The organism is Polyangium sp. 15x6 (assembly GCF_029960785.1).
In the GTDB taxonomy this organism is placed as follows: Bacteria; Myxococcota_A; Polyangia; order Polyangiales; family Polyangiaceae; genus Polyangium.
In genome coordinates this window covers 1-21,810 of record NZ_JASBQE010000151.1, presented here as the reverse complement: position 1 = coordinate 21,810, position 21,810 = coordinate 1, and the positions used below count along the sequence as shown (strand labels likewise).

General features: G+C 69.8%; 18 protein-coding genes. 11 read left to right on the top strand and 7 right to left on the bottom strand.

The window, feature by feature from the left end; translation table 11 throughout:
* Both QHF83_RS49705 and QHF83_RS49700 read left to right on the top strand, forming a co-directional pair.
* Positions 1-660, top strand: a 660-nt coding sequence (locus QHF83_RS49705; RefSeq protein WP_282425204.1) for a hypothetical protein, incomplete at its 5' end; no start/stop codon positions are given.
* Between the two features lie 71 nt (positions 661-731).
* Positions 732-1,451, top strand: a complete 720-nt coding sequence (locus tag QHF83_RS49700; protein WP_282425203.1) for a hypothetical protein — start codon at positions 732-734, stop codon at positions 1,449-1,451.
* 15 nt (positions 1,452-1,466) lie between these two features.
* On the opposite strand, the gene QHF83_RS49695 is transcribed toward QHF83_RS49700, so the two are convergent.
* Entirely contained in the window at positions 1,467-3,929 is a 2,463-nt protein-coding gene (locus QHF83_RS49695; protein WP_282425202.1) for a thioredoxin domain-containing protein, read from the bottom strand.
* A 74-nt stretch (positions 3,930-4,003) separates the two neighbouring features.
* A complete protein-coding gene (locus QHF83_RS49690) occupies positions 4,004-4,651 on the bottom strand; it encodes a hypothetical protein (RefSeq protein ID WP_282425201.1) in 648 nt (215 codons plus the stop codon).
* A gap of 59 nt (positions 4,652-4,710) precedes the next feature.
* Between QHF83_RS49690 and QHF83_RS49685 the strand changes: the two genes are divergently transcribed.
* Genes QHF83_RS49685 through QHF83_RS49675 form a run of 3 tightly spaced genes read left to right on the top strand, consistent with a single transcriptional unit; the run spans position 4,711 to position 6,898 of the window.
* On the top strand, positions 4,711-5,244 hold the full coding sequence (locus QHF83_RS49685) for a hypothetical protein (protein ID WP_282425200.1): 534 nt from the start codon (positions 4,711-4,713) through the stop codon (positions 5,242-5,244).
* A 47-nt stretch (positions 5,245-5,291) separates the two neighbouring features.
* Complete coding sequence (locus tag QHF83_RS49680) at positions 5,292-6,191, top strand: DUF692 family multinuclear iron-containing protein (protein WP_282425199.1); 900 nt, start codon at positions 5,292-5,294, stop codon at positions 6,189-6,191.
* Positions 6,188-6,898, top strand: coding sequence for a hypothetical protein (locus QHF83_RS49675; protein ID WP_282425198.1), 711 nt, complete (start codon positions 6,188-6,190; stop codon positions 6,896-6,898). Before QHF83_RS49680 ends, QHF83_RS49675 begins: the two co-directional genes overlap by 4 nt.
* An 8-nt stretch (positions 6,899-6,906) precedes the next feature.
* Here QHF83_RS49675 and QHF83_RS49670 read toward each other — a convergent pair whose 3' ends face one another.
* Positions 6,907-9,648, bottom strand: coding sequence for a PAS domain S-box protein (locus QHF83_RS49670; protein WP_282425197.1), 2,742 nt, complete (start codon positions 9,646-9,648; stop codon positions 6,907-6,909).
* A gap of 161 nt (positions 9,649-9,809) precedes the next feature.
* Here QHF83_RS49670 and QHF83_RS49665 point away from each other — a divergent pair, with 161 nt between their 5' ends.
* Both QHF83_RS49665 and QHF83_RS49660 read left to right on the top strand, forming a co-directional pair.
* Positions 9,810-11,102: a hypothetical protein gene (locus QHF83_RS49665; RefSeq protein WP_282425196.1), complete on the top strand. Its 1,293-nt coding sequence runs from the start codon at positions 9,810-9,812 to the stop codon at positions 11,100-11,102.
* A gap of 119 nt (positions 11,103-11,221) precedes the next feature.
* Positions 11,222-14,140, top strand: coding sequence for a hypothetical protein (locus QHF83_RS49660; RefSeq protein WP_282425195.1), 2,919 nt, complete (start codon positions 11,222-11,224; stop codon positions 14,138-14,140).
* A 2-nt stretch (positions 14,141-14,142) separates the two neighbouring features.
* Here the strand turns inward: QHF83_RS49660 and QHF83_RS49655 are convergent, their stop codons facing one another.
* Positions 14,143-14,706: a GNAT family N-acetyltransferase gene (locus tag QHF83_RS49655; protein WP_282425194.1), complete on the bottom strand. Its 564-nt coding sequence runs from the start codon at positions 14,704-14,706 to the stop codon at positions 14,143-14,145.
* Between the two features lie 329 nt (positions 14,707-15,035).
* Here QHF83_RS49655 and QHF83_RS49650 point away from each other — a divergent pair, with 329 nt between their 5' ends.
* On the top strand, positions 15,036-16,013 hold the full coding sequence (locus QHF83_RS49650) for a DUF4846 domain-containing protein (RefSeq protein WP_282425193.1): 978 nt from the start codon (positions 15,036-15,038) through the stop codon (positions 16,011-16,013).
* Here QHF83_RS49650 and QHF83_RS49645 read toward each other — a convergent pair.
* Positions 15,955-16,947, bottom strand: a complete 993-nt coding sequence (locus QHF83_RS49645; protein ID WP_282425192.1) for a hypothetical protein — start codon at positions 16,945-16,947, stop codon at positions 15,955-15,957. The genes QHF83_RS49650 and QHF83_RS49645 overlap by 59 nt on opposite strands.
* Positions 16,948-16,969: 22 nt before the next feature.
* Positions 16,970-17,365, bottom strand: coding sequence for a c-type cytochrome (locus QHF83_RS49640; protein WP_282425191.1), 396 nt, complete (start codon positions 17,363-17,365; stop codon positions 16,970-16,972).
* Between the two features lie 185 nt (positions 17,366-17,550).
* On the opposite strand from QHF83_RS49640, the gene QHF83_RS49635 reads away from it, so the two are divergent.
* Positions 17,551-18,810, top strand: coding sequence for an MFS transporter (locus tag QHF83_RS49635; protein ID WP_282425190.1), 1,260 nt, complete (start codon positions 17,551-17,553; stop codon positions 18,808-18,810).
* Here the strand turns inward: QHF83_RS49635 and QHF83_RS49630 are convergent.
* Complete coding sequence (locus QHF83_RS49630; RefSeq protein WP_282425189.1) at positions 18,807-19,205, bottom strand: hypothetical protein; 399 nt, start codon at positions 19,203-19,205, stop codon at positions 18,807-18,809. The genes QHF83_RS49635 and QHF83_RS49630 overlap by 4 nt on opposite strands.
* A gap of 448 nt (positions 19,206-19,653) precedes the next feature.
* On the opposite strand from QHF83_RS49630, the gene QHF83_RS49625 reads away from it, so the two are divergent.
* Complete coding sequence (locus QHF83_RS49625; protein ID WP_282425188.1) at positions 19,654-21,225, top strand: serine/threonine-protein kinase; 1,572 nt, start codon at positions 19,654-19,656, stop codon at positions 21,223-21,225.
* Complete coding sequence (locus QHF83_RS49620) at positions 21,177-21,518, top strand: DUF3634 family protein (protein ID WP_282425187.1); 342 nt, start codon at positions 21,177-21,179, stop codon at positions 21,516-21,518. Before QHF83_RS49625 ends, QHF83_RS49620 begins: the two co-directional genes overlap by 49 nt.
* The last annotated feature ends 292 nt before the right edge of the window (positions 21,519-21,810 follow it).

Sequence of the window (21,810 nt, the reverse complement as noted above, 5' to 3'; positions counted from 1 at the left end):
GCCGGCGGCGCGCAGGGCTCCGCCGCGCCCGCGCCCGCGCCGACGCCTGCGCCTGCGCCCGCGCCCGCGCCTGCGCCGCTCGCGCCGACGGAGGGCATGCCGGTCGTCCACATCGAATCGAACTGGCCCGACCTGGAGCTCACGCGGATCGAGGGCGACGTGGGGGGAGGGCACCACCAGCCACAGTTCGTTGGACCTAATACGATCACGAAGTACATGTGTCGCGCGCCGTGCGACAAGCTCGTGGACGGACGGGACGGCCATCGGTTTTTCATCAGCGGTCCCGGCATGGTCCCGACCGAGTCCTTCCGTCTCGAGGGCCTGGATGGCCACGTGACCGCGCGCGTCAAAGGCGTCAGCATGGCCCGGTTCACGGGGGGCTTTCTGCTGACCGTGATGGGCGGCTTTTTCACGCTCGCCGGCGCCGGGGTCACCGGCATGAGTTACACCATCGACAGGACCCCGACGCCCGAAGTCCCGGATCCGGAGAGGCAGATCAACACGGTCCGCACCATGGGCCTCGTCACGCTGGGCATTGGCGCGGCGGGGCTCATCGGGGGGATCATGCTCCTGTCGGAGGGCCGCACGCGGGTCGAGCTCGTCAAGGCGCAAAAGGGGAGCACGGGCGTCGTGCTGGAGAACGGGATTTTGCGATTTTGACGGAGACAGCCTCGGGAGCAGGCGCTTGCCACCCAAGCGGACCGGTTTAGGTACGCCTGGAGGGCATAACCATGAAGAAGAACCTGTTTCCGATTCTCGCGCTTGGTCTCGGTCTCGTGACGGGCTACGCGGCGGAGGCCTCGGCCCGGGATCCGATCATCATCCAGCATCCTCCGCCCCGGGTGCCCGCGGTTAACGTGGCGCCGTTCCTCGACGCCGGGTGCGTCCGCAGTGACGACTCGCTGGATTGCTCGGCATCCTCGACGATTCAGCAATTCGGGTGTTTCGGAAATACCCTCCGCATCGACGAGGCGCTCGGCGGCCTCGCGTCGCGCGTGGCCATCGCGGAGTGCAACGCGGACGCGCGCGAGGGGTCGCCGGTGGGGATCGTCAACCTCGGCTGCATGCTGCCGCAAAAGCGGCGATACCTCCTGGCGACGGGCGGCGGGAACTTCGAGCTCATCGACACGGCGGCGAAATTCATCGACCGGTTCGCCCCGGTGACCTCGCAGGTGGAGGCGCTCGGCTTCGCGGTCGCGCTGACGACGGCGGACCCGGCGTACTCGATCGACATCGACGACGGGCGCGATTTCCTCGTGGATCGAATCGAGACGACGAACGTCCGGCGCGTCCGCGGAGGATTCCGGGTGCGGCTGTTCGACATGGAGCTCTGCGGATGCGGGCTGCACCCGACGTCGGCGGTGGATTACTTCGTGCCGAATAGCGGGCGCGTGAGGGTCGCGGACCGGGAGCAGGTCTACCGGTTCACGGGGTTCGTCTGCATCGATTGACGGCCGGAGGCGCCGCTACTGCGTCCGCAGGATGAGGTGGAATCCGAACGGCGTCTCCACGACGCCGCTCGTTTGTCCCACCGAGAGTCGTTCCACGGCCTCCTCGAATTCGCGGACCATCGCGCCTCGCGGGAACGTGCCCAGATCACCCCCGCGCTGCGCGGCGCCCGGCTCGTCGCTGTATTGCGCGACGATGTCCTCGAAGCTCGCCCCTGCGGCCAATCCCTTGCGCGCCTCCTCCGCGCGCGCAAGGGCCTCGGCCCGCGTGCGCGTGACGTGCGCGGGCGCGCGCTTCGAGCCCGCATACATGACGACGAGGTGCTTCGCACCCATGCGCCCCGCGGCGGTCGCCGCCGAGGCCGTGGACGCGGGCGCAGGCGGCGCCGGGGACGGCGGCGGGCTCAGGGGCGGCGGGGTCGTCGCCACGAGGGGCGCGGGCTTGCGGGCGTCGGCCTTCAAGGTGTCGGGGGCGATCGGTTCGCGCCTCAGTGCCTTGGCGACGTACCGCTTTTGGGTGCGGAGGGGTTGCGCGCCGCTCATGAAGTAATCGTTGATCACGAAGGCCGGCGTGCCAAAGATCTTCAGGCGCTCGGCGAGCTCCCGATCGGCCTGGACCACCTTCCAATGCGTGCGCGCGTCGAGCGCCGCCGAGAGCTTCGCCACGTCGAGCCCCGCCTCGGCGGCTTTGCGCTCGATCGAGGGGCGGCTCAAGCCCTGCTCGGATTGATCCTCCCAGAGGCGCGCTGCGAACGCCCAGAAGCCGGCCTCGCCTTTTTGCCGGAAGGCCTCGACGGAGGCTTCGGCGGCGAGCTGCGCCTGCCTGTGGAAGGGGAGCGGCAAATGCCGCCATACGACGCGGACCTTGCCCGGATAGGCGGCGAGGAGCTGCTCGACATCCGCCTGCACGCGTTTGCTGAAGGGGCACTGGAAATCGGCGAACATTTGAATGGTCACCGCTGCGCCCGCCGGCGCACCTTTGCCCGGGTTGTCCTTCGTGGGCGCGGGGGCGAGGAGCCTCTCCAGGGGGGCGGGGGCCTTCGCGTCCTTCTGGAGGGCATCGTAGATCTGCGCGGCCGGCGTCCCGCCGGCGACGAGTTTTTCCGCCTTCGTGATCTCTTCGTCGATGATGGCCTCGAACTGCTCGCGGGGCTGGGCTCCGATGAGCCGCCGGCCGTTGACGAAGAAATGAGGCGTGCCCGACGCCTTGAGGTCCTCGGCCAGATCTTGATCTCCCTCGATACGCGCGACATGCGCGTGTGATGCGATCGCCTTCTTCACGCGCTTGACGTCGAGGCCGAGCGCGATTGCGAGGTTTTCGAGATCGGCATCCGCGAGACGCTCCTGGGTATCGAAGAGCGCCTGGAACGCCTTCCAGAACGCAGCCTCTCCTTTTTGCGCGCCGGCCTCGATCGCGAACTCCGCGGCCGGCTCGGCGCGCGGATGGAAGGGCAGGGGGTTGTGCTTGAAGACCAGGCGCAGTTTGTCGCCGTATTTGGCCTCGAGCTCGGCGATCGTCGTGAGGGATCGCTTGGTGAAGGGGCACTGAAAATCGCCGAACATCACGATCGTCACGAGCGCGGACGATTTGCCGCGCGCCGGGGAGCCGGCGAGGGGCACCTTCCAGGCCGTGGTCGTGTCCGGCGGCGGGGAGGACGGCGGCGGCGGCGGCGTTTTCTCACGGTTCCGCTCCGAGAGCTCGGCATATACGTGCTCGGGGTCGATGCCCGAGCGCCGGAGCGCGGCGGCCTCTTTGAGCTCGGCGTCGATGAGCTCCTGGAACCTCGTGATGGGCTGGGCGCCGGAGAGGAAAATGCCATTGACGAACGTGGCCGGGGTCCCGGTGACGCCGACCTTCTTGCCGAAGGCGAGATCGGCGTCCACGTTCGCGGCGAAACGCTGCTGATCGAAGGCGGTCTGGAAGGCCGAAGGATCCACGCCGCTCTCCGCAGCCCACGCGGTGAACGATTGCGGTTCGAGGTAGCGTTGGTTGCGGAAGGCGAGCGCGTGAAACTTCCAGAATGCGCCCGCGCCCCCGAGCCGCAGCACGGTCTCGGCCGCGAGGTGCGCGGGGCGGGCATTTTTATGGAAGGGGAGCGGGTTGTGTCGCCAGACGACGCGCAGCTTGTCCGGCCCGTATTGCTCCTGCAGGAGGGCGAGCGTGGCCATGAGCCGGGACGTGAAGGGGCATTCGAAATCGCCCCAGATGACCATCGTGACCGGGGCGAGCACGTTTCCCCAGATGGGATCCTTGGGCCCGACGGGGATGAAGGTCCCGGGGTCGGGGAACGCCGCCGCGCCCTCGGCCGCGCCCTCGCCTTCGTCGGCCGTCTCGGGGGCGGGCACGGCGAGGGCGCCGCGCTCCGGTTTGTCCTGGTTCGCCGTCGCGGGCTGCACGGAAGGCGGTGGCGCGCAAGCAGCGAGCAAAACCAGGACGGTCGAGACGAGCGCCGCGCGGCGCCGCCCACGTGCGTGGCTCATCGGAAATCCTCCATCGGGGCGCGGGAGATTACCCGACGACGGCCGGTCGGGGAAGGCCGTGGCGTCGCGCTCCCTCACATCCCGCTCTGAATCAGGAAGTTGTCCCCGGCGAGGACCAGCACCATCTGGTTGTCGTCGGAGATGGTCTTCGGCTGGGCCCCGGCGAAGCGATACGTCGCGGTATAAGAGTAATCGACGTGGATGACGTCTTTCTTGCGCACGATGCGGAGGTAGTGAATCTCGTACCGGATCTCCTGGGCATTTCCGAACGACGTTCGCAAGTAACTCACGAGACCCTGGGCGTCGACGTCGTCGCTCGGGTCGACGTTCCCGCCATCCTCGTAGTAATCGGGCGCGGCCATGGAGAGAAGGAGATCGACGTTTTTCTCCTCGACGGCCTTGCGGTAGCGCTCGCAAAAGGCGATCACAGCCGCATTTTCCGGCGTGTCGGGCACATCGGAGCTCGGGATGAAACGCGCAGGGGGAAGCGGCGCCGGCTGTCGCGGCGAATCCTCCACCTCCGGGGCGGCTTGCGCGTGCCGCGAGGCCAGGACGACCACGTCGACAGGGGCGGGCGGCGGCGGCGCGGCGCAGCTCGACAGCAGCAGTGCAAAAAGCGAGGGCAAGTGGAGCGTGGAGCGGCGCATGTCGATGGGCCGAGAATAGCGGACGTGGAGCGGAAAAGGCAGTCGGATGTGCGCGAGCAACGTGACTTCGACCACGAGCCCCTCTATGCTGAGATTTCAGGACGGCGCGTCGCGCCCCTTCGCAAGGAGCTTCCGTGGAGTTGAGAGTTGCCCTCGTCGCCGGAGCGGTCGGCACGCTGGCCGGTTGTGCCGGTGCCGCGGCCGGGTCGCCTCCCAGCCAGGCGGACACCGAAGCAGAGCCCGACCCGGAGGCGGCCAAAGCCGCCTTCCTGGCCTCGAATGAGAACTTCGCCCGGCTGCGCGCGCTCGAGGTGGTCGACGTGCGTTCCCTCGCCCAGGATATGCCTGGGCATACGCCCAGTTGTTATTCGAGCTGCAAGCACGAACGGAACGCCATGATACGCCTGGACAAACTGGTCGACGTCGCCGAAGCCGCGGTGAAGTCTCCCGTACCGAACGCCTGCGACGACGCGACCATCGACAAGAACGTCGCCGCGCTGAATGCGCTCCATATCGTGCAAGTCGGGGGGCTGATCAAGGAAGTCCCCAAGAACAACGCGAGCTGTTACAATCGGCCCTGCGAGGCCGATCTCCAGGCCGCCAAGGCCGTCACGTGCGAGCGCGCCGGGAAGCTCGCGAGCATCGTGAACGCGACCAAGGACCTGTGAGGGCCCGTTTTCCCGACGTGAAAGGGCGCCTCGGCCTGGGGGTCGGAATGGACCTCCCGTGGGGCGCCCCGGTCGGGTTCACCCACGATCCCGGGCGCGGGGAGCACGTGACGGATCGGGTCGTGCAGTTTTTATCGTCCCACGCCGGGGCCTTTCGGTACCTGTTCACGTCGTTCCAGCTCCGGAGCAGAAATCGCCTCGATCCACGCGATTACTTCGACGCCTACGACGATCTGTTCGCCCGCATTCCGGCGTTTTTCGTGCGCGCGCTCCATCAGACGGCCTTCAACCTGGGCGCGCTCGAGGCCTACGATCGCAGCCGGATCATCGATTTTACAAACGCGCTCGTCGACCGGTACCAGTTTGCGTGGGTGAACGAGGACCTCGGGCTCTGGTCGATCCACGGCCGGCCCTTGCCCTATCCGCTCCCGCCCTACCTCACGCCCGCGGGCCTCGACGCCGCCATCCGGAACACGGCCGAGGTGCAAGAGAAGCTCCTGGCGCCGCTCCTCGTGGAGTTCCCCGGATTCTCGGACGGAACGAGCTTTTTCATTGGCCAGATGCACGCCTACGATTTTTTCCGGGCGGTCGTGGAGGAGACGAGGTCGCCGGCCACCCTCGACGTGGGGCACCTCCTGTCCTATCAATGGCTGCTCGGAAAACGGGGCGAGGTGCTGTTTGGCGATCTGGAACGGCTCCCGCTCGATCATTGCTTCGAGATTCACCTCTCGGGATGCGAGATCGAAGAGGATTCGTTCATGGATCGCCATCACGGCGTGCTGCTCGACGAGCAACTGGAGCTCCTCCGCCGTCTCCTCCCGCTTTGCCCGAACCTGTCCGCCATCACCTACGAAGATCCGCGGCTCGACGCAGAAGGACAGCTCGCCCCCGAGACCGTCACGAGCTTCGAGCGCCTGCGGGACGCCGTGGACGTCTGGTCGTCATGATCTCGCTCGATCAGGCGCTCGACAGGCTCTTGCATCATCGCTCGTACCTCGCGGCCTTCCTCGCGGGGCGCGTGGACGAGCTCGACGTGTCGGCCGATGATCTGCGCGCGCTCCGTTCCATCGACCCCGAGCAGCTCCAAAAGGCAGCCGAGCGGGTGCGCGAGGCGCTCGTCCAGCGCACATACCGGGGGAGCGGTGGGCTCCTGTCGATGTATGCGCGCACCGTGGACGCGTGGAGGGCCAGCCATTCCGAGGATCACGAGCTCGAGGAATTGCTGTCGTCGTTCCTGGAGTCACCGGCGTTCGATGCGTATCGCGAGCATTCCCACGCAGGTCCCGGGGTTTGCCTCGAAGAGGCATTCTTTCGGTTCTGTGAGGCACGCGGGATCGGCGACGGCGCGATCCTGGAAGCAGAGTTTCTCACGGCGATGATGAAGGCGCTCGTCATGAGCCCGCGCCCGGATTTCACCGTGCCGGCGGAGATTCGTACCATTCCGGAAGGGTTCGTCGCGGTGAGCCGGCAGGCCGAGCCCACGCTGTACGCCGCGGCGCGCGGGAGGCTCATCCTCGGGCCCATCACGCCCTTCCTCGCGGATCTGCTCGTATCGGGCGAGAGCCCGGCCGAGATCGCGCGCAAGCATCACGTCGCCGCCGCCGTGCTGCAAGCGTCGCTCGAGCACCTCGCGGGGCTCGGGCTCGGCCGCTGACGGAGCGTCTATCCCGTCCCCGCCGCCTCCTCGAGCTTCGAGCGTCCGACCTCGGAGAGCATCTTCTCCAGCGCCGTCAGGTTCGGCGGCTTCGCCATGTGCCGGTCGAAGCCCGCTTGCCTCGATCGCTCGACGTCCTCCTGCAACGCATAGCCGCTCAGCGCCACCAGGTAGACCGACCGCAATTTCGGATCGGCGCGCATCGTCCGCGCCACGCCATATCCGTCCATCCCCGGCAAGCCGATGTCGCAGAGCACCACGTCCGGCTTGAAGCGCCGCGCCTTCTCGATTCCCTCGGGCCCCGCGAACGCCACCTCCACCACGTGGTCGCCCATCCCGAGCGCATCGCGGAGCGTCTCCGCCGCGTCCACGTTGTCCTCGATGACGAGCACCCGCCGCGCCGGCTTCCGCGTCGCCGCCGCCGGCGCCGCCGCGAGGCTCCGCGCGATCTCCGGCGCGAGCGGCAGCCGCACCGTGAACACGGCGCCTCGCCCGAGCCCCGCGCTCTCGGCCGTCACCGTCCCGCCGTGCATCTCGCAGAGCCCTTTCACCAGAGAGAGCCCGAGCCCGAGCCCGCCGCGGCTCCGATCGAGCGTCCGATCCGCCTGCACGAAGGGCTCGAACACGTGCGGCAGCGTCTCGGGCGCGATGCCCGCGCCGTCGTCCCGCACACGCACCACGGCCTGGTTCCCCTCGCGCTTCGCCGACAGGAACGCGTGACCCGCGCGCGGCGTGAACTTCACCGCGTTCGTCAGCAGGTTGCCCACGACCTGCGCGAGTCGCGTGGGATCACCGTCGACGTCGAGAGAGGCCGGCTCCACCTCGACCTCGAGCTCCACGCCCGCTTGCTCGAACGTCGGCCCGAGATCCTCGGCGAGGCGACGCACGAGCTCGCCGAGCTCGACCCGCTCGCGCTGGAGCTGGATCTTGCCACGCGAGATCCGCGTCACATCGAGCAGGTCGTCGATGAGCCGCGTCATGTGCGTGACCTGCCGCACGATCGCCGCGTGCGCCCGAAGCGCCTGCGGCCCTCCCGGCGCGGCGTGCTCCAGGATGTAGAGGCCGTTGCGGATCGGCGCGAGCGGGTTCCTGAGCTCGTGCGAGAGCATCGCCAGGAACTCGTCCTTGTGCCGATCCGCCGCGCGCAGCGCGGCCTCGCTCTCGCGCAGCGCTTGCTCGGCCTTCTTTCGTTGCGTGATGTCCTCCAGGATGCCCACGCTCCGGATCGGCTTGCCCGCGGCGTCGCGGATCAGCCGCGCCGCGACGTGCACCCAGATGATCCGCCCGTCCTTGCGGATGTACCGCTTCTCCGCGCAGTACTCGTCGACCTCGCCGCGGATCATGCGGCTATACCTCTCCCAGTCCTCGTGGCGATCGTCGGGGTGCGTCAAGTCGCGCACCGAGCCCGAGAGCAGCTCTTCGCGGCTGTAGCCCGTGATGTCGCAGTACCGATCGTTCACGCACAGGATCCGGCCCGTCGCGGGATCGAGCTGGCCCATGCCGACGATCGCCATCTCGAAGAAAGCGCGATACTGCGCCTCGCTCTGCCGGAGCGCCTCCTCGGCGCGCTTGAACTCGGTGACGTCACGCGTGACCACGATCGCGAGGATCTGCTTGCCCTCCTCGTCCCGCACGGGCTCGCCGCTGAAGCTGAGGAACCACTCCCGCCCCGTGTCGCGGCGCCGGGCGTGGAGCTGCCAGCCTGCGAAGGACTCGCCGCGAAGGGCGCGAGAGACCGGCCACGCGTCGACGGAGAGCACGCGGCCGTCGAGATCGGTGAGCTCGAAGAACGAGGTGAAGTACTCGAGGCGCATCTGCTTCGAGCTCTTGAAGTCGTGCAGCGCCGCCTCCGCGTCGTTCACGAGGATCACGTGGCCGTTCATGTCGAAGACGACGATGCCGTCCGGGATCGCCTGGAAGACGGCTTCGAGCTGCGCGCGGCTTTGGTTCGCGCGGGCGGCGGTCTCGCGGAGCGCCACGACGAGCCGCCCGCGCTCCTCTTCGGCACGCTTGCGCGCCGTGACGTCGCGGAAGAACACGGCGATGCCGCCCTCCTTCGTCGGGTACACGTTCACGTGCGTCCAGAGATCGAGCGGCGCGTAGTACTCGTCGAACTCGACGGGCACGCGCTCGCGCATGACCCGGTGGTACTCGCGGAAGTAGCGCGAGTGCGGGCCCGCGACCGAAGGAAAGACCTCCCAGATGCACCGCCCGAGCGTCTCGCCCCGCATCTTCAGGCTCAGGCGCTCCTGGGCCGGGTTCACGAAGACGTAGCGGAAGTCGTGATCGAGCACGTAGCAGGGCTCGCCGCGATCGAGCACGTCGAAGGCGCGCGCGAGATCCGCGGCCTCGTGCCGCGCATGCTCGTGCTGCTCGTGGACGTCGACGGCGATGCCGGACCAAGCGACGACGGCGCCGTGATCGTCGCGGCTCGGCGCGCTGCGGAGCGAGAACCAGCGGTAGACGCCGTCGTGCCGGCGGAGGCGGGCCTCGATCTCGAAGCATCCGGCCGAGGCGAGCGCCGAGGCCCACGCCCGAGCGGCGCGCGCCTGGTCGTCGGGGTGCAGCACGCGCTGCCAGCCAAGGCCGTGGTGCTCCGGCGCGGGGAGGCCCGTGTACGCGACCCACGAGGCGCTGACGAAGTCGCATGCGCCGTCTGCCCGGCACGCCCAGACGAGCCCGGGCAGGCTGTCGAGGATGCGTCGACATCGGCCCTCCGCGGGGGCAGCACCTGCACGAGGCTCGGCCATGGATCCATCGACACGTGGGGCTCCGCGCCCATGATCGCAAGCAGGCGCGGCGGCGCCCGCATGCCCGCGGAGACGCGAGGCTTGCCCCTTCACGTTCGCCCCGCGCCGGGGCAAACTGCGCGGCCGCTGTGGAACCGAGGAAGGATGAAGGGTCGGTGGTCGTGAGCGAGGCACCCGGGATCTGGTTCGTGTATCGATCGCACTACGAAGGGCCGCTCTCGCGTCGGGTGCGGCGCCTCGATGCGCCGTCGATCCTCGCGTGGTTCTCCGGGAAGATGGCCGAGGCCAAGAAAGCCGAGGAGCCGGGCAGCCTCTACGAGGAGGAGCTCGGCGGCTACGTGTACGGGTTCAGCTCGGTCTTCGAGGCGGTCAAGGAGCACGGGCTCATGGCGCCGAAGTCGACGGCCCAGCTCGAGCAGATCCTCCGGGAGTTCCTCTACGTCGAGGGAGGTCCGGGCAACACGCGCGTCGACGAGCACTCGCTCCGCGTGCTGACCGACGACGACGAGGTCATGCTCGCGTACTTCTTCTTCGACGACGAGGTCGCGCGCAAGCAGCCGGAGCGCGTGTCATGGCTGCTGCACGAGGAGCCGAAGCTGCCGGAGGGCGACGCGGACGGCCCGTTCACGCCGCCCTTCGCACCGAAGCTGGTCCTGCCGCGCGGCGAAGGCGAGGGGACGACGTACGCCTGTCTGCTCACGTCCTACGACGGCGAATCGATCCCGGGCCAAGCCGTGGCGATCCCCGGCGTGCGGCTGCCCGATCTCGCGTCGCACCTGCGCACCGTGGTGCCGACGAAGAAGCCGGAGTCGTGGTCGAAGGAGTGGCTCGACACGTGGCCGGTGGAGCTCCGGCTCCTGCGAGCGATGATCGAGCCGGGCCAGATCTCGATCGCGCCGGCGCTCGCGAAATGCGCGGCGTATCCGCTGCGTGAGGTCGTCGTCCAGACGAACCACACCCTGCTCGGCGTGGGCGCGCATCAGCACGCGGAGGGTGAGTTTTACAAGGTGGGCACGGCGTTCAAGCTGGACGGGGATCCCACGAAGGCGATCGTGCAGGTGGGCAAGCACGTGGCGCTGTTTTGCCCGCACACGTCGAGCGCGTTCGGCCACGAGCAGTGGATCCTGTTCGACGATCGCTGGGCGGCGGCGCATCCGGCGCTCGCCGCGTCGATGTTGCGCTACGCCCATGGCTGGGATCCGTTCCGCGACCCCGCGCCGCCGAAGCCCGTGGAGAGCGAGGCCGAGCGGAAGGAGCGTGTCTGGAAAGAGGCGCTCGCCGGGCGCATGGAGGAGGCGGCGAAGCCGTACCGCACGACCGCGAGGTTTGCCCTGGGCGACCTGGTGGAGCACACGAAGTTCGGACGTGGCCTCGTGCGCCGCGCGGATGGCGGAAAGATCGAGGTCCTTTTCAAGGACGGCGCCAGGCTCCTGGCGCACGCGATGCCAGGGTGAGGCGCAGCGCCGAGACCACCGGCGCTCCCGCTTCCGCAGCCGCTCTCGCCTCCGCTCGTTTGGCGAGGGTAGCCAGACGCTTGGGCGCTCGCTAGCATCGGCCGGCGCAGAGCAAGTTGATGAAGAAGGAACACGTCACGAAGACCGCGCCCCGGTGGTTCGATCCATCCTCGCCGGTGAGCATCGCCATGCGGGACGCGCGTGTGTCCCGCCGCGACGGGCGCGGGCTCATGTCGCTCAGCGAGGCGCGCCGCCTCGTCGAGTCGGCCGAGGCCTTCCGCAAGGGCGAGGGTCGTTCGGCCGGAGGAACGATGGTGTTCGAGAGCGACCGCGTGTGGGCGGCGCTCTTGTCGCTCGAGGACGCGGCCGAGTTCGTGAAACACGGGCGGCGCATCCGGTGGGAGTTCCAGGTGCGCGGCCGTGACAACACCGCGCTCTACGATCGATACGGAGACGGGATCCTGCCCTGGATCGAGAGCCGCATCGAAGCCGAAGGCGCGCTCGCGAACGTGCCGTGGTGCGTGGTGCCGTGCCTGCTCGCGATCGGGACGCGCGAGGCGCTCGACGTCGCGCTGCGCGTCCAATCGATCGTGGAGCTCCCGAGCACGGGGAGCGAGATCGAGGCGGATGAGAGTGATCTCGCGGAGGACGCGTCCACGTCGGACGAGGACGACGGTGACGAGAGCGACGACGAGGACGACGAGGACGAGGACGACGACGACGACGATCCGGGCGCGGACGAGGACGAGGACGACGAGCGCGCGCGTGCCGACGCGTCCACGCAGGACGACGGGCTCGACGTAGCGCGGCGATGGATGACGCGTCACCCGGATGCGTACGGGGCGCTCGCGACGCTCGCGGACGAGGGGAACACGCGCGCGGCGGAGCTGCTCCGGGATCGCGCCGCGGCGCTCGGCGGCGTGGTGCGCGAGGCGATCGAGGCGGCACTCGGCGAGGAGGCGGCCAGGCGGATCGCCGAGCAGTTCGATTTGCCGCGGACGCGTTTGCCCGAGGAGGTGGAGCGGCTGCTCGCCGAGTCCGAGGCGATCGACGAACCGCGGGGTCCGCTCTGGAGCATCGCGGAGCTCGACGAGGCGGCGCGCAAGTTCGATCTGCCCATCTGGGACAACGCGAACTACACGACCGGCGCGATGCGGATCACGGGGTACGCGTCGCAGAAGGGCGACGTGCTCGTCATCGAGCAGATCCTGCACCACCCGGGATCGGGCGTGCTCGCGTGCTGGGAGCTCTCGGCGTACGGGCCCGGCGCGGGCAAACGTTCGGGGCGCGACGACGAGCTCATCGTCGACGCCGCGCGCGACGAGCTCCAGAGCGTGGAGATCGACGCGGACGACTACGTCGACGGCATCACGAACCAGATCGTCCTGCTCGGCGACCGTGACGAGAAGGGTCGGCCCACGGCGGGCTCCGACGGCCCGCGCATCGTGCCGCTGCCGCTCCCGTCGGACGACATGATCGTGCACGTCAAGCGCGCGGCCGTGCGGCAGAACGGCGATCCGCTGCGCGCGAGTTACCGCCTGCCGCGCTCGTTCGCGGCGCTGCCCGAGGCCTCGCGCGAAAACCTCAGGCTCGTGACGCCGGCCGAGGCGCTCATCGTGGATCTGTGCCGCCGGCATCGCGACATGATCTTCGCGGCCGATCGTGATCTGCGCGTTGCCGCGGCGATCCCGCAGGGCGCGACGCGGCTCTTCTCGTTCGACGATTTCGAGTACGTCGCCGCGGGCGAGCCGGCGTCGCGATCGATGGACCTCTTGGCGATGGTCGAGGCGCTGCGCGCGCGTCGGAAGATCACGCGCCTCCCGGGCAGGCCGAACGCGCGGCCCGAGTGCTGGATCCCCGGCGCGGCCGAGCTCCGCAGCTACGCGGGCGGCGACGCCTGGGCCGAGGGCGACGACCCGATCGAGCCGGAGACGCCGGCTGCGGGGGTCGGCGTGACGCCGTACTGGAGCCTCACGATCGCGCGCGGTTTTCCGCACGGGGTGTGGCTCCTGCACGGCGCGGCGCAGAACAAGAAGGGCCAGGCGGAGCAGGCGATCCTGCACCTCACGAACGCGTCGTCGCCCGTCGTGCGCCTGTTCTGGCCGCGCCGGACGGCGTGCATGTGGGCGCGCGTCGCGGGCCTGGCCGAGCGCAAGTGGGTGACCGGGGATCGCGGCGTGCTCGCGGCCTCGAAGAACGATCGCATGCTCTACGCGGCCGAAGCGCGCAAGCTCGTGGAGAGCTTCGTCCTCAGACCGTGGAGCGTACCTGCGCACGTGGGCATGGAGTTCGTGCTCTTGCTGGAGGCGCTCGTCGGCGGGCGCGAGACGATCGATGCGTTCGTCGCGGCGCTCGGAAAACTCTCGCCGGAGGCGTGGGCGTCGGACAGGGCGGCGCTCGCGAGCGCGATCTTCGAGCTCGGCTTCGTCCTACGTCGCGTGGAGGGGACGCGGGGCCCGCTGCGCGAGCGGCTCGCGGCGTCGTGGCGGCCCGGACAAACAGGCGAGGCGCCGCGCATGCTCGACCTCGTGCTGCACGGCCGCGCCGGAGCCGAGCGGAGCGCGCGGTGCGAGCTCGATCTCGCGCACGCCGGGAGCGATCCGACGTGGGTCCGGGACAAACTGCTCGATCGCAAGACGCCGGCGTCCGCGCCCGACGTGTTCCTCGTGTCGCTCGCGGGCGAGGAGATGCTCGGCAAGTACGAGGCGCGGATCCCCAAGGTCGCGGATGCGGCGTGGGTTGGCAGCCAGCTCGCGCGTCTCGCCTCGGCGCGGGTGGTCGGGATGGCGCTCGCGCTCTACGCCGATCGCCCCGAGGCGCGCGCGGCGATCTCGCAGGCCCTCTTCGAGCGGCCGGAGATCCGCGCCGAGATCGAGGCGAACCAGCGGGGCCCGCAAGCCAAGATCGCGCGTGCGCTGCTCACCGCGCTCGACGAGCGGGACGAGCGCGCCTACGCGCGGCGGCAAGGCGCCCAGGACGATGAGCTCGACGACGAGGATGAAGACGAGGACGACGAGGACGATGAGGACGAGGCGTAGCCTTACCGCGCCTCGTTCAGGAATTCCTGCTCCAGCAGGCCGTAGATCGCCGAGTCCGTGAACTTGCCGTTGTAGAACCAGTTCTCGCGCATGAGCGCGTCGCGCTTGAAGCCGAGCTTCTCGAGGACGCGCTGCGAGGCGTGGTTGTCCGGGTCGATGGTCGCCTCGACCCGGTGCAGATCCATTTGCGTGAAGCCGTAGCGGAGGATGGGCCGGAGCGCCTCGACCATCAGGCCCTTGCCCCAGAACGTGGGCGCGAGCTCGTAGCCGACCTCGGCGTAGCGGTGCGGCTTGTTCCAGCGCCAGAGCCCGCACGTCCCGGCGAGCTCGCCGCTGTCCTTGAGCGACAGGCCCCAGCGAATGGCCGTGACGTCGCGTTGCGCGTCGAACACGATCCCGAGCAGCTTCTCGGTGTCGGCGATCGTCGCGTGCGCCGGACGGCCGAAGTACCGGACCACCTCGGGGTTCGACTGGATGCGGAAGATCGTCTCCGCGTCGGCCGGGACGAGCTCACGCAGGACGAGGCGGGGCGTTTCGAGGGTCGGGAACGGGGTGAAGGAGACCATGAGGGTCGCGGAGCCTCTCACCGTTCCGTGACACCGGCAACGACGCCGCGACGCGTTGCACGATCGCGACGCGCGGCGTTGCACGATTGAAAGTCGGTCCGGAAGAACCTCTCGCCAAATGCCCGGATCGACGCTGGAAACGTGTTGGCCCGGTCCGTGCAATCTCTACGGGCAGAGCGCCTGCTCCGGCCGCCCCCCCCCGCCGTAGAGTAGGCGCTCGCTTTTTTGTCACCTCGCCACCGAGCGCGTGAGCCTTGGCGAAGCGAGAGCTGGTCACACTTCCGGGCGCCCGTTCGATACGTGCGGGATCGGCTCGGAAGGAGATGACCATGCGGTGGACTCTCGCGCTTCTCGGCTCGCTTTCGGCATGCACGGCGCTCGGGTCGACGGGCGCGGAACCTCGGCGCGACGCGGACGAGACCGCCGTGCATCCCGAGCCGGCTCGCCCGCTTCCCTCGACGAGCGCCCAGGCCAGCGGACCGGCTCGCCCGTCCCCCGTGAGCCCGCCTGCATTCGGACAATACCCCTGGCTCGAAGGGGGAGCCACGGGCATGCCGGCGCCGGTCGACACGCTCGAGCGGCGATTCTCCCCTCCGCCCGGCTTCACCCGCGTGCCCCTCGATCCGGGCGCCTTCGGCGCGTTCCTGCGCACCTTGCCGCTCGCCGCGAAGGGCACGCCGGTGAAATCCTACCGCGGCGACGAGATTCGCGCGGACGGCCACCCGAACGTCGCCGCCGTCGTGGCCATCGACATCGGCAAGGCGGATCTGCAGCAATGTGCCGATGCGATCATCCGGCTGCACGCGGAGTGGCGCTGGTCGCAGGGGCACCGCGACCAGGCCTACCGCACGGCGAGCGGCACGAAGCTCGAATTCCAGCGATACGCCTCGGGCCAGCGGGTGCGCGTGGACGGCAATCGGCTCGAGCTCGTCCCGTCGGCGAAGCGCGCCGAGCCGACGCACGCGCTCTTCCGGACCTGGCTCGACGACGTGTTTGGCTGGACCAACACCGGCGCCCTCGCGCGGGACGGCGAGCGTGTGGCCCTCGGGGCCCTGCGGCCCGGGGATTTTTTCGTGCTGACCGGCGTGCCGTTCGGCCACACGGTCCTGGTCCTCGACATGGCGAAGGACGCGGCCGGGCGCCGCGCGGTCCTGCTCGGCCAGAGCTTCGTCCCGGCCCAGAACGTGCACGTGATTCGCCCTGAGCCCGCGAGCGCGTGGTTCGTGATCGACGAGGCGTCGGGCGCGCTCACGACCCCATTCTGGGATCCATTCCCGTTCGATTCGATCCGCCGTTTGCCCGAGTAGAACGGCGCCTCCGTCGATCGAGCAGGATCGCCAGGACCGACGAAAGAGCGACCCATTCATGGGCCGCGCCCCGCTCGCCCATTCGACATCCGCAAAGCGCAGCCGGCGGCGGCGTCATGGGCGGAGGCGTAGGAGGGGGCGGCGGTGGTGGGGGCGGCGGCGGCGGATCCGGGGCGACGGGCTCGGTTTTGCAGGACCGCGGTCGCGCGGCGAGCCAATCGAGCAGGCTGTCGGCTTTCCCTTTCGCGCCGAGCGCCCGCCACTCGCCCGCGTGATCCTTGCCGGGCAAAAGGTCCCACGTCACGTCGCGCGTGCAGGCGGCCACGCGCTCGTAGAGCCCCCGGGCGAGGTGGTGGAGCGGGTTCCGGTCGCCGACCAGGAAATAGGCCGGCGGCGCGCACGTCGGGTTCGGCTCCGGCGCGCAGGCGTCATCCCGCGGCGGCATGCCCCCGCCCACGAACACCACCGCCGCGTACCGCGCCCCGAGCCGAGCCCAGTTCCACCCGAGGAACGACGCGCCCCCCGACCAACCCGCGATCCAGACCCGATCGGCGTCGAGCCCGTAGTCCCGGCCAATCTCGTCGATCTGCGCCTCGATCCATCCCGCCGGATTGCCTTCCGACCATTGCCAGAAGCTCCCGACCCGGCATCCCTCCGCTTTCGGGCACATCGGCGCGAACATCGCCACGCCTCGCGCGGCGGCGGCCGCGACGAACGGCGAGGAATCCCTCTCCACGAGCGGCGTCTTGCCGCCGGGCGCGTCACCATGAAGCACCACGAGCAGCGGCGCCTTCGTCGCTCCCTCGGGCGGCGGATCGAAGATGCACCCGGGGCAGGGATATCCCACGCGACGGCGCGGGTTTGCCTCGGCCGCACGCTCGGCGACGACGACGAGCGCGAGCGTGGCGGCGACGAGGGCACGAGCCTTTCTCATGCGGCCGGCCGAGGATACCCGATCACTCGCCGTTCAGCTTGTAGAGATAAGCCGCGATGTCCTTTGCTTCCTGCTCGCTCACGCCGAGCGTCGGCATCTTCGTGCGAGGATCGAGATCGGTCGGTCGGCGGATCCACTTGATGAGGTTGTCCGGCGTGTTCGGCGCGACGTGCGCGATGTCGCCCCGGTTCGCGAATCCCCACAGCGGATGCGACTCCTTGCCGATCGCTCCCTCGACGCCCGGGATGAGGTGACAGGCGCCGCACGCGTACTTTTTGATCGCCTCGCGCCCGCGCTCCGCGTCCCCGCCGGCCACCTCGCGCGGCGGAGCAGGCTTCGACTTGCACGCGGCGAGCGCCCCGGGCGCCGCGAGCGCGAGGAGGAGCAGGAAAGGCCGATACCGTCGTGACAAAACCACCAGAACTCCCGTGCCCGCCCGGGGCACCCGCAGCAAGGCTCGCCCTCGGTAGGGGCCGCGAGGACGGCCGGCAAGCTAGCACGAAGGGGAAGGGACGGAAGGCGGGCCGTGCCGGTCGATTGAGCATCTGCCAATCCGCTGGCCCGTTTGGGCGCGGATGCGGAGAAAGCTGCCATGATTGCCGCATGCTCGACCTCCTCCGCCGCCGCCCCGCGTTCCGGCGCCTCTGGGCGGCTGGTACCATCTCGCTCGTCGGCGACTGGCTCGCGTTCGTCGCCGTGAGCCGGCTGGCGCTCGACCATGGCGGGGGCGTGCTCGCGCTCGTGGGCGTCTTCGCGGCGCACTCCCTCCCGCACGCGTGCCTGTCGCCCATCGCGGGGTTCGTCGCCGACAGGTTCGACAGGCGGCGCTTGCTCGTCGGCATCCCGCTCGTCCAGGCGGCCTTCACGCTCGCCATGGTGCTCGCGGCCGCGTGGGGCGAGCTCGTGGCGCTGCAGGCGCTCGTGCTCGTGCGCTCCGCGTTCACGGCCTTCATGGTCCCCGCCGAGACGGCGGCGCTGCGCCACACGGTCGAGCCGCCGGAGCTCCTGCGGGCGAACGCCATCGTCTCCGGGACCTGGAGCGTCACGTTCGTCGCGGGCATGGCGCTCGGCGGGCTGCTCGCCGCGCTCGGTCCCGTGCCCGCGATCCTCGCCGACTCCGTCTCCTTCTTCCTCGCCGCGGGGCTCGCCGCGGGGCTGCCCTCCATGAAGCCCGAGGGCGCCGGGCTGCCGCAGGGCGCCGGCGTCTGGGGCCTCGTGCGTGCCGTGCCGCGGGATCTCTGGTCGGCGCTCGGGCATGCGCGCGCGCAGCCGGCGCTTTTCCGGGCCGTCTTCGCGAAGGTGCCCGCGGCGCTCGCGGGCGGCATGGGCTGGGTCACGCTGAACCTCGTCGCGGATCAGGCGGCGCCCTTTGGCGCGGCGGCCATTTCGCTCGGCATCTTGCAATCCGTGCGTGGGGCGGGGACGGGGCTCGGCCCGCTCGGGATCTCGCTCCTCACGCGGGGCAACGAGCCGGGGCGAGGACTCGAGCACGCGGCGGCGCTCACCACGTTCGCGGGCATCGTGGCTTTTACCCTGGTGCAGCCCTGGCCTGCGCTCCTGCTCGTCGCCGTGCTCGTCTGGGGGATGGGCGGCGGGAGCAACTGGGTGCTCACGAGCGCGTCCCTCCAGCGCCTCGCGCCGGACGCGATGATCGGCCGCCTGTCGAGCATCGACGACCTCACGACCACCACGACGATGGTGGTGGGCGCGCTCCTCGCGGCGTTCCTGTACCAGGCCTCCTTCTCGCTCCAGGCGATCGGGGCCATGGCGGCGGGGGCGGGGCTCGTCGCCTGGATCGCGCTCTCGCTCCGGCGGGCGGAGGCCCCGCTTTCCCTGGGAAAAACCGCCTTCGAGCGCGGCTAATTCAGCGGCCTCGCGGGCCGCTCCGTCGTCATGAACTTGAACCGTCCATAAAGCGTCGGCCCCTGCAGGTCCGACTCGCTCAGGGCGAGGATGCCCATGCCGATGTCCTCGAAAAGGAGGACGACGCCGAGCCAGCCCGCGAAGTAGAGCATTCCGTGCGCCAGGCGGTGCTCGCGCAGCCAGAGCAGCTTCATCTCCTTGAGGCGGAGCGGCCTGCGCGCCATCTGCTCGGCCATGGGCACGAGCGCGCCGAGGAGCGGCCGCTCGTCGATGCGGACGCCCTTCGTGAGGAAGTCGAGATTCGTGCCGAGCTGCTCGAAGAACGCGTCCATCACGTGCCCGAAGTCGTCCGTGTGGACGAGTTTGTCCTTCACGTTCGACACGAGGGCGCGCATCTCCTCTTCGAAGGGGTCTTCGGGGGGGGCCGGGCGTCCAGACGAACCCCGGGGGGAGGGGATTTGCGACGGGGGACGACGGGGGGGACGGGGAGGTTTCATGGTGCTCGTCTACCGGGATCGGGTTTTACTGGAACGGACCTCGGATGGCGACGCGCGGCGACGCCGAGGCTCGTGCCCGTCCATCGACCGGAGCTTTACCCCAGTTGCGTACTTTCGTGATTCTTTTTCGAACGGGTTCGATCGATTTTGCAGTTCCGCGGAAAAACCTGGCGCATGTGCCACATGTTTGGCGCGAAGAACAGCGCGGCTCCCGGGGGTGAACGGGCGAACGGCGGCGCCGGGGGTTCTTCCGGACCGCTCGTGATGCGCGCCCTCGGCCGGCGACCGATCTCACTGCCGAGGACGTTCCCCCGAGCGCAGGACTTCTGGTACCCTCCGCGCCCACATGGACAGCGCCCCCCTGAGCCTCGCGACCCAGATCGCGCGACAGCGCGTGGGGCGCGTGCTCCGCGACAAGTGGCGCCTCGAAAGCGTGCTCGGCACGGGCGGGTTCGGCGCGGTGTACGCCGCGACGCACCGCACCGGCAAGCGCGTCGCCATCAAGATCATCCACCCCGAGCTCAACGCGATCGCCGACGCCCGCGACCGCTTCCTGCGCGAGGCCTACGCCGTCAACGCCGTGAGCCACCCGGGCATGGTCTCCATCCTCGACGACGACGTCGACGAGGACGGCTGCGTCTTCCTCGTGATGGAGCTGCTCGACGGCGAGACGCTCGAAGCGCGGAGGCTCCGCAGCGGCGGCAGCCTCGACTTCGAGGACGTCCTCTCCATGGCCGATCCGATCCTCGACGTTCTCGCCGCGGCCCACGAGAAGGGCGTCGTGCACCGCGATCTCAAGCCCGAGAACGTCTTCCTCCTCCGCACCGGCCAGATCAAGCTGCTCGATTTCGGCGTGGCCAAGCTCCGCGAGGCGCCCCGCGGCAAGGCGCTCACGGTGAACGGCATCGTGATCGGCACGCCCGCGTTCATGCCGCCCGAGCAGGCCCGCGGGCAGTGGCAGTTCGTCGACGAGCGCTCCGATCTCTACTCGGTCGGCGCGACGCTGTTCACCTTGCTCACGGGCCAGTTCGTGCACGGCAACCTCACGCCGCAAGAAACGCTCGTCGCCGCCGTGACGACGCCCGCGCCCTCCCTCGCGACGATCTCGCCCGGCGCGCCTCGCGCCCTCGTCGAGCTCCTCGCCCGCGCGCTCGCCTTCGAGCGAAAGGATCGCTTCCAGACCGCGCGCGAGATGCAGGCCGCCGTGCGTGAGGTCTACCACGAGCTCTCCGGCGGCCTCGCCACGACGGCGCCCCACGAGGCCGCCCGTGTGCCTTCGCTCGACGACGAGGAGACGCAGACCGGGAACGACGACGAGCCCACGGCAGTGCTCTCACGGATGCCGCAACTCGCACTCGCGCGGCGTCTCCCCTCGACGACGGCGCTGAGCCCGAAGCTCGTCTCGCCGGACAGCGAGGCGACGATCGTCGAGGCGCCGACGTCCGTGACGCTGAAGCGCAGCGTGAGCGGGCTCGTCGGGCCCGAGTCGCGGGGGCAACGTCTGGCGTCGATCTTCGACTCGGCCGATTTCGGGGATCAATCCGAGCTCGCAGCGGACATCGCCAAGGCGACGGCCGATCTCAATGCCTCGGCCGCAGCGGCGCAGAAGAAGGCGGCCGCGGGGCCCGATCCCGAGGAGGCCACGATCCCCAACGTGAAGGAAGAGCCGGGGAAACCAGTCGATCGGAACAAAGCGCCCGAAAAGGCGCGGGACGCAGGTCCTTCCCGGGCGTGGATCTACGTGGTTCTCGTGCTCGTTCTGGTAGGCGCCGTCGTGGCGTTTGCCCTGCTGCGCGCGAAGCCACGGCGGGCCACGGCGTCCCCCGAGCCGGGGGCGGCGACGCGCGTCGAAGCTTGCTATGCTGCGGCGTGGGTTGGCTCGTCGCCCTCGGGCTCGTCGCGTTCGTCGTGGTCGTGATCGTCTCGGTGGAGCGGACGCGCCGGCTGCTCGTCGTCGAAGCAGAAGGTGGAAGGGTCGCGCGGCTCTCGGGCCGGGCACCGGCGGAGCTCGCCGCCGACATCGAGGACGTCCTCGGTCGATCCCGCGCGACGGGGACGATCGTGCTCAGGCTCCAGGGCGGACGTGTCGTGGTGCGCACCGAAAAAGGGATCGACGAGACCACAGCGCAAAGGCTGCGCAACGTGGTCGGCCGGTTCCCCGTGGCCCGCCTGCGCACGGCCCGGCGTGTGGAGCGCAGCGGGGCTCGCTAGGGGGCGTGGCGCCGGGGTTTCACCCCGGACCCGAGCAGGGGCTGTCCGCCCCTGCACCCGGACCAGGCACGGCCTGGACCGAAAACGGAGAAACCGCGCTGTGCGCGGTTTCTCCGACGGGTCCGTGGCAAGACCACGAGCCACGTTGCCAGCCGAGACGGCGGCGCTGTCGTATCTGGTAGCGACGTTTTCCCTGTCGACAGCGCGCATCGCGCGCTGTCGCCCCGCGTCCAGGGCTTGCCCTGGTCCGGGTCGAGGGGCGGAGAGCCCCTCGTGGGGTCCGGGGTGAAAC